The sequence below is a fragment of the Agromyces sp. 3263 genome, assembly GCF_031456545.1.
Classification (GTDB): Bacteria; Actinomycetota; Actinomycetes; order Actinomycetales; family Microbacteriaceae; genus Agromyces.
Window position 1 is genome coordinate 2,352,201 of record NZ_JAVDUV010000001.1, and the last position, 12,709, is coordinate 2,364,909.

Genomic DNA, 12,709 nt, shown 5'->3' on the forward strand with positions numbered 1-12,709 from the left:
GAGAGGTTCCCCCATGCCACAAAGCAGCCGGACTGCCGCGCAACGCCGCCGCCGTTCGATCGCCGCCGCCATCAGCGGCATCGCGATCGGCGTCGTCGGCGTCAGCGCCGCCGCACTCCCCGCGATCGCCGACCCGACCGACGGGGGAGGTGCACCGCCCGCGGCATCCGGCGCCTCCCCTGCCGCTGCCGCGGGCGGCACGCACACCGTGACCCTCATCACGGGCGACCGCGTGAAGGTGACCGACCTCCCCGACGGCACGCACACCGTCGACGTCGAGACCGCCGTGCCGGGCGCGGCGGTGCAGACCGTCGAGGTCGACGGCGACCTCAACGTGCTGCCGCAGTCCGCGATGCCGTATCTCGCCGCCGGCGTCGTCGATCGCGACCTCTTCAACGTCTCGCAGCTCATCGAGTACGGCTACGACGACGCGTCGGTCAGCGCGACGCCCGTCATCCTCGAGTACGCCGACGGCCCCGCGGCGTTCAGCGCACCGCTGCCCGGCGTCGCCATCGGTGCGACGCTCGAGAGCGTCGGCGGCGCCGCGGCCACAGCCGATCACGCGACCGCGGCCTCGACGTGGAACGCGCTCACCGCGGCATCCGGCGCCTCGCCCTTCAGCACCGAGGTGTCGCTCGGAGGCGGCATCGAGGCGATCCACCTCGACGGCAAGGTGCAGGCGACCCTCGACAGCTCGGTGCCGTGGATCGGCGCACCCGCCGCCTGGGACGCCGGCTACACCGGCGCGGGCGTCACCGTCGCCGTGCTCGACACCGGCTACGACGACACCCACCCCGACCTCGCCGGCCGGGTCCTCGCCGCCGACTCGAAGAGCTTCGTGCCCGGCGAGGACGACCCCGCCTCCGACCCGCACGGGCACGGCACGCACGTCGCCTCGACGATCGCCGGCACCGGTGCGGCGAGCGACGGCGCCAACCGCGGCGTCGCCGACGGCGCCGACCTTCTCGTCGGCAAGGTGCTCGGCGCCGACGGCTCCGGCCAGGACTCGTGGATCATCGAGGCCATGCAGTGGGCTGGTGAGCACGCCGACATCGTGTCGATGAGCCTCGGTTCCTCCGAGCCGTCCGACGGCACCGACGTCATGTCCGAGGCGCTCAACACGATCGCCGAGCAGACCGGCGCCCTGTTCGTCGTGGCCGCCGGCAACAACGGCGCGCCCGAGGCGATCGGCGCGCCCGGAGCGGCAGCCGAGGCGCTCACCGTCGCCTCCGTCGCCGACCCGACCGGGGCGCTCTCGTACTTCTCCAACCAGGGCCCGCTCGCCTTCTCGGGCGCGCTCAAGCCCGAACTCGCCGGCCCCGGCGAGGACATCACCGCCGCTCGCTCGGCCGACAGCGCCGGCGAGGGCTCCTACGTGGCGATGAGCGGCACCTCGATGGCGACGCCGCACGTCGCCGGTGCCGCCGCGCTGCTCAAGCAGCAGCACCCCGAGTACACCGCCGACCAGCTGCGTGCCGCGCTCCTCAGCACCGCGAAGGACGTCGGGCTCCGCTCGTACGAGGCGGGCTCCGGCGTCGTCGACCTCGAGACCGCGATCGACGCGCCCGTCATCGCGTCGGGTTCGGGTGACTTCGGCATGCTCGCCTGGGGTGAGGAGCCCGAGCTCGTCACGCGCACGATCGACTACACGAACCGCGGCGCCGACGAGGTCGTCGTCGACCTGGTCGCCTCGCTCGACGGCGCCCCCGACGGCGTCCTCACCATGGCCGACGACCAGCTCACGATCCCGGCCGGCGAGACCCGCTCGGTCGAGCTGACCGTCGACCCGGCGAAGGTCGAGACCGGCACGCAGCTTTCGGGCGCCCTCGTCGCCAGCGTCGACGGCACGGCCGTCGCGCGCACCGCCCTCGGCACCATCGCCGAGCAGGAGCGCTACGACCTCACCATCACCGCGACCGGATTCGACGGCGAGCCCGTCGAGACCTACGCCGTGCTCTACGACGTGGCCAACGACTGGTACGAGCCGATCTTCGTGAGCGGCGAGTCCACGATGCGCCTGCCCGACGGCGAGTACGCCGTCATGGCCTACATGACGGTCGATCACGCCGCCGACGAATCCGTGACCGTGCTCGTCGGCGATCCCGACCTGGTGCTCGACGGCGATGCCGAGGTGGCCTTCGACGCCCGGGCGACGAAGCCCGTCACCGTCGACGTCGGCACCGATGGCCTCACCCCGTGGTTCAACCGGCTCGACGTGCACGCCGACGCCTTCGTGTCGAGCTACATCGACTCGGTGACGAGCGACGGGTTCTACGCCCAGCCGATGACCGCGCCGAACACCGACACGTTCGCGTTCACGAGCCGGTGGCGGCTCGCGAAGCCGATCATGGACCTCAAGGCGGGCAAGGAATCGCTCGACCTGATTCCGCTGGCCGGGTCGGCCCTGCGCGATGCCACGCTCAAGGCCGCTGCCGTCGACGCCGGTCTGGGCAGCGCCGAGGAGTTCGCGACGGCCAAGGCGGCCGGCAAGGTCGCGGTCGTGACGCGCTCGAGCGACGTGTCGCCCTCCGCGCAGGCGGCGAACGCCCGCGCCGCGGGTGCCGTGGCCCTGCTCATCGTGAACGACGCCGACGGCGAGTTCACGACGTGGGTCGGCAGCGAGGACTACCTGAGCGAGGTCGACCTGCCGGTGGCGTCGATCAGCGGCGTCCAGGGACGTGCGCTCCTGAAGTCGATCGGGTCGAAGAAGCTCACCATCTCCGGAGCGGTCGAGGCCGCCCCCGAGGAGGTGTTCGACATCCTCCGGTTCAGCGACGGCTCGATCCCCGAGGATCTCGACTACCGGGCGACGGACCTCGCCCGCATCGACACGACGTTCCACGGCGAGACGGGCGAGCTGATCGGCGAGTTCCGCTGGGACTTCGACCCGGTGACGCAGTACTCGATCGGCCAGATGCTCCGTACCGAGCGCGGACTCGAGCGCACGGACTGGGTCAACACCGAGGACGTGCAGTGGAACGAGGGCACGATGCTCATCGACGCGAGTTGGGAGATGCGCGACCTGCGTCGTTCGTATGAGCCGAATTCGGTCTCGGAGGACACCTTCTACGGCCCGATCGTGCGTCCGTTCGTCGGACCGGGCTACTGGGCTCCCGAGCGCGTCGCTTCGTTCGCGCAGGTCAACGTCCCGTCGTGGGGCGATGGCGGAAGCGCCCAGCACACGGGTGCCTTCGACGTGTTCGAGCAGCGCGACGACCGGTCGCAGCTCACGGAGGTCTGGCTCGACGGCGAACTCAAGGCGTCTTCGCCCTGGCAGTCGGCGACGGTGTTCGACATCCCCGACGGCACCATGGAGTGGCGCGTGCTGAACACCGCGGTGCACGACGGCACGTACACGCCGGGCTCGACGAGGACGGTCACCGAGTGGACGTTCGAGTCGACCGGGTCGGCCGACGACTACACCGAGCAGACGCTGCCGATGATCCAGGCCTACTACGACGTCGACGCCGACGCCGCGGGTGCCGTCGGAGCCGGCCGCAAGGCCGGCAAGCCCGTCGAGTTCGGCCTGGAGCTCAGCCACATCGAGAGCGCCGACGGCATGGCCGAGCTCACCGACGCGACGCTCGAGATGCGCGTGCCCGGTGGCGAATGGCGGGCTGTCGAGATCGCGGATGCCGCGGCGGACGCGGCCTCGGTGAGCCCGATGATCGTCTACCCCGTCGATCGCCCGTTCCTCGAGTCGTACACCGCGCAGCTGCCGGTGCCCGACGCCGGCGCGTGGGTCGACCTCCGGGTGACCGCGAAGGATGCCGCCGGCAACACGTTCTCGCAGGAGATCGAGCGGGCGTTCGAGGCGGCGCCCGCGAAGGGCGGCCACGGCGGCGGCAACGGCGGCAACGGCGGCCACGGCCCCCACGGCCCGCACGGTGGTCACGCCTGACCTGAGGCACTGACCCGCAGCAGCGACGCGGCGTCGGCCCGATCCACGGATCGGTCGGCGCCGCGTCGTGTGTCGGAACCGCGTGCGAGCATGGGTGCATGCCCGCCGATCCCGCACCCCGTGGCGGGCGCCGTGCCCCGGCCGGCGACTGGCGTCGCGACCTGGCCCCGTTCACGCCGCGACACGGGCACGCGGCATCCGGCGATGAGCCGCGGGCCGCGTCGGATGCCGCGCCGCGACGGCCGCTCGCCCTGCAGTTCGAGCTGCGCCGCCGGGTCACGCGCCGGCCCGGGGAATGGCAGGGTCCCCGAGACGAGCCCGCCCGTCGTGCCGGGTCCGTCGACCGGCTCGCCGTGCGCCCGGTCACGCGCGGCGCACGCGGCGCGTGGATCAAGGCGGGGCTCACCTGGCAGAACGTGGGCTTCCAGGCCACGGCCGGCGGGTACGACCCCGCCCAGTCGCGCTGGTTCGCCCAGTTCGCGTTGCTGAAGGGCTCCTCACCGAGCGTCTTCGCGACCTACGGCTCCGAGTGGATCACCCTCGACGAGTTCGAGAGCCCCCTGCTGTGGGCCCTGTTCGGCGAGGCCGCGCGGCTCGGCATCGAGTTGGTCGGCTCCGACGTGACGCCCGACCTCGAGGTGCTCGGCGCGGCATCCGTCGTGCTCGATGCGACGATCGACGACGGCGGCGACCTCGAGCTCGTGCCGCGGCTCGAGTTCGCCTCGGGCGGCAGCGGCGGCCCGGGCATCGTGCGAGCCGTCGGCGACGCGCGACTCGTCGCTCTTCACGGCCTCTACCGGTTCGACCTCGATGCGGGCCTCCTCGAGCTGGCACCCCTGGCCCGACCCCTCGCCCCGGCCGAACGCTCGGCACTCGAACAGCCTCGCACCGTGCGGGTGCCCGCCGACGAGGTGCCCGAGTTCCTCCGCGGGCACTTCCATGCCCTCGCCCGGTCGATCACCGTCACCAGCCGTGACGGCAGCTTCGACCCGCCGCCGCTGCCGCCCGCGGCGCTCGTGCTCGACGCGCGCTTCGAGCCCGACGACGTGCTCCGGCTCGCGTGGCACTGGGAGCACGCCGACGGGCGCACGGCGGCGGTTGCGGCATCCGTCGACACGGCTGCGGCCGACCCCGATCTCGACGACGACCTGCTCGCCCGGGTCGCCGACGAACTCGGCTGGGTGCCGCTCGATGCCGTGGTGCTGCGGGGCGTCGACGCGGCCGAGTTCACCGCCGAGCGCCTGCCGCGACTCGAACGCCTCGCCGCCGGCAGCGCCCTGCGCATCGACGTCACAGGCGAGCGACCCGAGTACCGCGAGGCCACCGCCGAGCCCGTCGTCACCGTCACCACCGTCGAGACGCTCAAGCGCGACTGGTTCGACCTCGGCGTGGTGCTGACGGTCGACGGCAAGCTGGTTCCCTTCATGCCGCTGTTCCGAGCGCTCTCGAAGGGGCAGAAGCGACTCCTGCTCGTCGACAAGAGCTACCTCATGCTCAACCAGCCGGTGTTCGCGCCGCTGCGCGAGCTGATCGAGGAGGCCGGCACGCTCGCCGAGTGGGAGACCGGGCTGCGCCTCCACCGCTCGCAGACGAGCCTCTGGGCCGACTTCGAGGACCTCGCCGACGTCGCGGAGCCGGCAGTCGACTGGCGTCGCACCGTGGCCGCGCTCGAGGAGGGGCGCGTCGAGCAGCTCGAGCCACCGGCCGGGCTCGCCCTGCCGCTCCGCCCGTACCAACTGGCCGGATTCCGCTGGCTCGCGTTCCTCTGGGCGAACCGCCTCGGCGGCGTGCTCGCCGACGACATGGGGCTCGGCAAGACGGCGCAGACGCTCGCGCTCATCGCCCACGCCGTCGAGCAGCCCGACGGCCGGCTCCCGTTCCTCGTCGTCGCGCCCACCTCCGTCGCCTCGAACTGGGTGCGCGAGGCCGAGCGGTTCACGCCCGGTCTCAGGGTCGCGAGCGTCACCGCGACCGAGGCGAAACGGCGCGGTCGCATCGCGGATGCCGCGGCGTCGGCCGACCTCGTCGTCACGACCTACGCCGTGCTCCGCCTCGAGGCCGCGGCATTCGCCGCGGTGGAATGGGGCGGGTTGGTGCTCGACGAGGCGCAGTTCGTGAAGAACGCGGCGACGAAGGCGCACGAGGCGGCACGCGGCATCCGCGCACCGTTCCGCCTCGCCGTGACCGGCACGCCCATCGAGAACCACCTCGGCGAGCTCTGGGCGATCCTGCGGATCGTGGCGCCCGGCCTGTTCCCGTCGCGCCGCGCGTTCGACGAGCGGTACCGCAGGCCGATCGAGCAGGACGGCAACGCCGAGCGGCGCGAGCGCCTGCGGCGACGCATCCGGCCGCTCATCCTGCGCCGCACGAAGGAGGTGGTGGCCCCTGAGCTGCCGCCCAAGCAGGAGCAGGTGCTGGCGGTCGAGCTGGCCCCGCGCCACCGGCGCCTCTACGACACGGTGCTGCAGCGAGAGCGGCAGAAGCTGCTCGGGCTCATCGACGACCTCGACCGGCAGCGGTTCATCGTGTACCGCTCACTCACCCTGCTGCGCCTGCTCGCCCTCGACGCCACGCTCGTCGACGAGGAGCGCTATGCCGGCTACCCGTCGGCCAAGCTCGACGCGCTGTTCGAGCAGCTCGACGACGTGCTCGCGGAGGGCCACCGCGCGCTGGTGTTCAGCCAGTTCACCTCGTTCCTCGGCCGCGCGGCGAGCCGGCTGGACACCGCGGGCGTGCCCTACGCCTACCTCGACGGGTCGACGCCGGTGCGCCGCCGCGACGCCGAGATCGCGCGCTTCCGTGCCGGCGAGGCATCCGTGTTCCTGATCAGCCTGAAGGCCGGCGGGTTCGGCCTGAACCTCACCGAGGCCGACTACGTGTTCCTGCTCGACCCGTGGTGGAACCCCGCGAGCGAGGCGCAGGCCGTCGACCGCGCGCACCGCCTCGGGCAGGCGAAGCAGGTCATGGTCTACCGGCTCGTGGCGCAGGACACGATCGAGGAGAAGGTGATGGACCTCAAGGCCCGCAAGGGCGAACTCGTGGCGTCGATCCTCGACGCGGGCGCCGACGCCACGGATGCCGCGGTGCTCGACGGTGCCGACACGATCAGCGCCGACGACCTGCGTGCGCTGCTCGACGGCTGAAGCCGTCGGCGGCCGCTTCCTGACCGAATGCTGAGCTTCACTCGAAAACGGTCTGCTACGCTCACTGGGACGCTTGACCCACACCCGAAGGGTCGCGTCAGGCCCGATCCGGGCCGCCGCATACCCTACGACGTCGCGCCTCGGTGGCTGAAGCCCCGAGGCGCGCGTCCGGCATCCTGAGGCCCTGCGCCGCGCTGCTAGCGCGTCCAGCGGTCGCGTCGACGCGTGCGCGGCTCATCGAGGCCGATGTGCACGCGCGTGCGTTTCCGTTCCCACACGATGCACGCCGAGCCGACCGCCCAGAGCGGCACCTGCGTGAGGAACGCGATGCGGAACGCCTCCAGGCTGTAGGTGTCGGGAGAGCCCGCGCCCTGCGCGTCCATCGCGATGCCGATGAAGAGGATCGCGAGCAGCGCCGCGAGGAACCCGCCGACGTTCACGATGCCCGTGGCCGTACTGAGCCGATGACTCGGGTTGAAGGTTCGGGCGTGATCGAATCCGATCATCGAGGCCGGGCCACCGGTGCTCAACGCGAACGCGAGCAGGAAGAGCAGCCAGATGGGCGCGGGGCCCGGCCACGCGATCACGACCAGCCAGACCAGCGCCTGGATGCCGATGACCGGGAGGACCAGCATCCGGGACCGCCGCATCGGATGCCGGCTCGAGAGCGCCCCGATCACCGGACCGGCGACCATGCCGAAGATCACGTACACGCTGAAGATCAGCGAGGCCATGGCGGGGGAGAGCCCCTCGCCGACCGTCAGGAACGGGAAGCCCCACAGCAGGATGAAGGCCGTGCCCGAGAACGGCGTCGTGAAGTGCGACCAGAACGCGAGCCGGGTCGCCGGGTGCGCCCACGACTCGCGGAAGCCCTCGCGCAGGTCGGCCGACGACGTCACCGCGTGGATGGCGCCGGTGGCGGTGTCCACCGAGATGTCCGCGTCGCGATCGGGAGGCCGGTTGCGGATGACCGCGAAGGTGAGCACCGTGAACAGGGCGCCGAGGCCGGCGAGGCTGCCGAACGCGACGCTCCACGTCGAGGCGTGCAGGATGGCGGCCATCGGCAGGATCGCGAGGAGTTGCCCGGTCTGGCCCACGATGCCCGTCATCTGCACGAGGAACGGCGCCTGCCGTTCGGGGAACCATACCGCCACCACGCGGAGCACGCTCGGGAAGACCGCGGCGTCGCCCGCGCCGACGAGCATCCGCGCGAAGATCGCGGTGCCCACGTCGGGCGCGAACGCCATGACGAGCTGGCCGACCGCCATGAGGAACATGCCCGCGGTGATGATCGGTCTCGCCCCGAACCGGTCGAGCAGCAGGCCCACTGGGATCTGCATCGCGCCGTACACGGCGAGCTGCACCACCGCGAACAGCGACAGCACTGAGGCATCCGCGTCGAAGCGCACCGCCGCGTCGACGCCGACCGCCGACAGCGACGTGCGGTTCGTGACCGAGACCACGTAGGCCGCCACGCCGACACCCCACACCAGCCACAGGCGCCAGGCGCGCACGGGAGGGATGGCAGTCGTCACGAGACCTTCAGGGAGAAACGGATGACGGCGGCCTCCGGTGCGAGCCGCCGCCGTTCCAGCCTAACCGGACCGGTCGACGCCCGTTCCCAGCGCCCCGAACGGGAACGAGCGGATGCCCCGTGGAGGGACATCCGCTCGTTCGATGCACTCGCGCGCCGTCGGCGCGCTGCGCCGGTGCTACAGGTCGGCGCCCTCCGCGGCGGCGTCGACCTTCGCCTCGTACCCGGCCTCGAATGCGGCGCCGGCCGGCTCGGCCTCGGGCTGCACGAGTACCGCGTCGGCGTCGAGGTCGGTGGCGGCCTGCTCGAACTGCGAGTTGTACAGGCGCCAGTACGCGCCCTCCCGCTTGATGAGCTCGTCGTGGCTGCCCTGCTCGACGATGTCGCCGTGCTCCATCACGAGGATGAGGTCGGCGTCGCGGATCGTCGAGAGGCGGTGCGCGATCACGAACGACGTGCGTCCCTCTCGGAGCGCCGCCATCGCGTGCTGCAGCAGCAGCTCGGTGCGGGTGTCGACCGAGGAGGTCGCCTCGTCGAGGATCAGCACCGACGGCTGCGCCACGAACGCACGGGCGATCGTGATGAGCTGCTTCTCGCCGGCCGAGACGTTCGATGCGTCCTCGTCGAGCACGGTGTCGTACCCCTCGGGCAGCGAGTGCACGAACCGATCCACGTAGGTGGCCCGTGCCGCCTCGAGGATCTCGTCGTCGCTCGCCGACTCGCGACCGTAGCGGATGTTCTCGCGGATGGAACCGGCGAACAGCCAAGGGTCCTGCAGCACCATGCCGGTGCGTGCGCGCACGTCGTGCCGGGTGAGCTCGGCGATGTCCTGGCCGTTGAGCAGGATGCGTCCGCCGTCGAGCTCGTAGAACCGCATGATGAGGTTCACGAGCGTCGTCTTGCCCGCACCGGTCGGCCCCACGATCGCGACGGTCTGCCCGGGCTCGACCCGGAACGACAGGTCGCGGATGAGCGGACGCTCGGGGGTGTAGGCGAAGGACACGTTCTGGAACTCGATGGTGCCGTCGCCGTCGATCGCCGCGGGAGCGTGGACCGCGTCGGGCTCCTGCTCATCGGCGTCGAGCAGCTCGAAGACCCGCTCGGCCGAGGCCGTGCCCGACTGCACCACGGCCGCCATGCCGCCGAGCTGCGAGAGCGGCTGCGTGAACTGCTGCGAGTACTGGATGAACGCCTGGACGTCGCCGAGTCGCAGCTGGCCGCTCGCGACCATGAGTCCGCCGAGCACCGCGATGCCCACGTACGTGAGGTTTCCGATGAACATCATGGCGGGCATGATGATGCCCGAGAGGAACTGCGCCTTGAACGCGGCGTCGTAGAGCTCCTCGTTCTCGGCGCGGAAGCTCCGGCTCGACTCCTGCTCGCGGCCGAACACCTTCACGAGCGCGTGGCCCGAGAAGGACTCCTCGACGCGTGCGTTGAGCCGGCCGACCTTCTTCCACTGGATGCCGAAGGCGGCCTGCGACTTCGGACCGATGACGCCGAAGATCACGCCCATGAGCGGCAGTGAGACGAGGGTGACGAGCGCGAGCTGCCACGAGATCGAGAACATCATGATCACGACGCCGACCACGGTCAGCACGCTCGTGAGCGCGCTCGACAGCGACTGCTGCATCGTCTGCGTGATGTTGTCGATGTCGTTCGTGACCCGCGAGATGAGCTCGCCGCGCTGCACGCGGTCGAAGTAGCTGAGGGGCAGGCGGTGCACCTTGGCCTCGACGTCTTCGCGCAGGCGGAACATGGCCCGAACCATGATGACGTTGATCACATAGCCCTGCACCCACGACAGCACCGATGCGGCGATGTAGAGCATCAGCACGACGATGACGACCTGGCTCAGGGCGACGAAGTCGATGCCCTCGCCCGGCGTCAGGGTGCCCGCAGCCTCGACGATGTTCGCGAGGTCCTCCTGGCCTGCCGCCCGCAGGCCGGCGACGGCCTGTTCCTGCGTGACGCCCGCGGGCAGCTGCAGGGAGATGACGCCCTCGAAGATGAGGTTCGTCGCCTCGGCGAGCACCTTCGGCGCGATGACCGTGAGCACGACGCCGATGGCGCCGAGCAGGGAGGCGAACGCGAACGACCATTTCCACGGGGAGAGGAGTCCGAGCATGCGACGGAAGCTGGCGCCGAAGTCCTGCGCCTTTCCGGGCGCGACGCTGTCCCACGACCCCGAGTTGCGGCGCGCCTCTTCGGCCAGCTCGTGCTCGATGCGCTCCTCTTCGGTCATCTCCTGGGGTTCTGCCTGCCGGGCCCGTCCGCGGGCACGGCCGTTCGTCTTGTTCGTGTCGGCGCTCATGCCGTTGCCTCCACTCCGAGCTGGGATTCGACGATCTCGCGGTACGTCGTCGACGTCTGCAGGAGTTCGTCGTGCGTGCCGATGCCGACCATGCCGCCGTCGTCGAGGACGATGATGCGGTCGGCGTCGGTGATGGTCGAGACGCGCTGCGCCACGACGATCTTGGTCACGTGTGGCAGCTCCCGCCACAACGCCTGCCGCAACCTGGCATCGGTCGTGAGGTCGAGCGCCGAGAACGAGTCGTCGAACACGAGGATGTCGGGGTTGTGCACGATCGCCCGGGCGATCGCGAGCCGCTGGCGCTGGCCGCCCGACACATTGGTGCCGCCCTGGGCGATGCGCCCGTTCAGCCCACCCTCCATCTCGGCCACGAAGTCGCGGCCCTGGGCGATCTCGAGCGCGTGCCAGAGCTCGGCGTCGGTGGCCTCCTCCCGACCGAAGCGCAGGTTGGAGGCCACGGTGCCGGCGAAGAGGAAGGGGCGCTGCGGCACGAGGCCGATCGTCTTCCACAGCCGGTCGAGGTCGGCCTCGCGCACGTCGACGCCGTTGACGCGGATGGCGCCGCCGGTGGCGTCGAACAGCCGCGGGATGAGCGAGACGAGCGTCGTCTTGCCCGCACCGGTGGAGCCGACGATCGCGACGGTCTCACCGGGCTCGGCCCGGAAGGTGATGCCGTGCAGCACCGGGGACTCGGCGCCCGGGTAGGCGAACTCCGCATCGAGGAACTCGACCGATCCGACCTCGGGGAAGGCCGACACGGGGTTCTCGGCACGCGTCAGGGTGGACTCGCTGGCGAGGACCTCGCTGATGCGCTCGGCCGACACGGCTGCGCGGGGAATCATGATCGTGGTGAACGCCGCCATGAGGACGCCGCCGAGGATCAGGCCGATGTACTGCATGAAGGCGAACAGGGTGCCGATCTGCACGTCGCCCTCGTTGACCTCGATGGCGCCGAACCAGATCACGCCGATGATCGTCACGTTGATGACGAGCATGAAGAACGGGAACAGCGTGATGAAGAGGGTGCCGACGCGACGGCCGACGTCCATGATGTCGGCGTTGGCGCCGCGGAACCGCTCCTCCTCGATGGGCTCCCGCACGAACGCGCGCACCACGCGGATGCCGGTGAGCTGCTCGCGGAGGATCCGGTTCACGGCGTCGAGTTTCACCTGGAAGCTGCGGAAGAGCGGCACCATGCGGCTGATGACGATGATCGCGACGACGAGGATCACGAGCACCGAGGCCCCGATGAGCCAGCTGAGGCCGACGTCCTGCGAGAGGGCCATGATGATGCCGCCGACGGCGAGCAGCGGCGCGCTGATGAGCATGGTGGCGCCCATCATCGCGAGCATCTGCACCTGCTGCACGTCGTTCGTGTTGCGGGTGATGAGCGAGCCGGGGCCGAACTGCGAGACCTCCCGCTCGGAGAACGCGCTCACCTTGTCGAAGACGTCGTTGCGGATGTCGCGGCCGGCGCGCATGGCGGCCTTCGCGGCGAAGTACGTGGCGATGATGGCCGCGATGATCTGCCCGAGCGAGATGGCGAGCATGAACATGCCCGTCGACCAGATGTACTCCGTGTCGCCCTTGGAGACGCCGTTGTTGATGATGTCGGCGTTGAGGCTCGGCAGGTAGAGGCTCGCGAGCGCAGACATGAACTGGAACACCAGGACGCCGAGCAGTAACCACTTGTAGGGCTTCAGGTACCGGATGAGGAGTTTTCCGAGCATGGTTCTCCGAATGGAAGAGGTGAAGGCGGGAGACGAAGGAGGGACCCGCCGGCGGCGATCTCGAACCCCCGCTCGATATCGCACCCG

General features: G+C 70.8%; 5 protein-coding genes. 2 read left to right on the top strand and 3 right to left on the bottom strand.

Annotation, left to right across the window (positions count from 1 at the left end; translation table 11 throughout):
* Positions 1-13: 13 nt before the first annotated feature.
* Both J2X63_RS10785 and J2X63_RS10790 read left to right on the top strand, forming a co-directional pair.
* Complete coding sequence (locus J2X63_RS10785) at positions 14-3,901, top strand: S8 family serine peptidase (protein ID WP_309976918.1); 3,888 nt, start codon at positions 14-16, stop codon at positions 3,899-3,901.
* Positions 3,902-3,999: 98 nt separating this feature from the next.
* Positions 4,000-7,044 (top strand): DEAD/DEAH box helicase, encoded by a 3,045-nt coding sequence (locus J2X63_RS10790; protein ID WP_309976920.1) that lies wholly within the window; start codon positions 4,000-4,002, stop codon positions 7,042-7,044.
* A gap of 197 nt (positions 7,045-7,241) precedes the next feature.
* On the opposite strand, the gene J2X63_RS10795 is transcribed toward J2X63_RS10790, so the two are convergent.
* The 3 genes from J2X63_RS10795 to J2X63_RS10805 form a co-directional block, all read right to left on the bottom strand.
* A complete protein-coding gene (locus J2X63_RS10795) occupies positions 7,242-8,579 on the bottom strand; it encodes an MFS transporter (RefSeq protein WP_309976922.1) in 1,338 nt (445 codons plus the stop codon).
* 177 nt (positions 8,580-8,756) lie between these two features.
* Positions 8,757-10,823, bottom strand: a complete 2,067-nt coding sequence (locus tag J2X63_RS10800; protein WP_309977903.1) for an ABC transporter ATP-binding protein — start codon at positions 10,821-10,823, stop codon at positions 8,757-8,759.
* A gap of 65 nt (positions 10,824-10,888) precedes the next feature.
* Entirely contained in the window at positions 10,889-12,622 is a 1,734-nt protein-coding gene (locus J2X63_RS10805; RefSeq protein ID WP_309976925.1) for an ABC transporter ATP-binding protein, read from the bottom strand.
* Between the last annotated feature and the right edge of the window lie 87 nt (positions 12,623-12,709).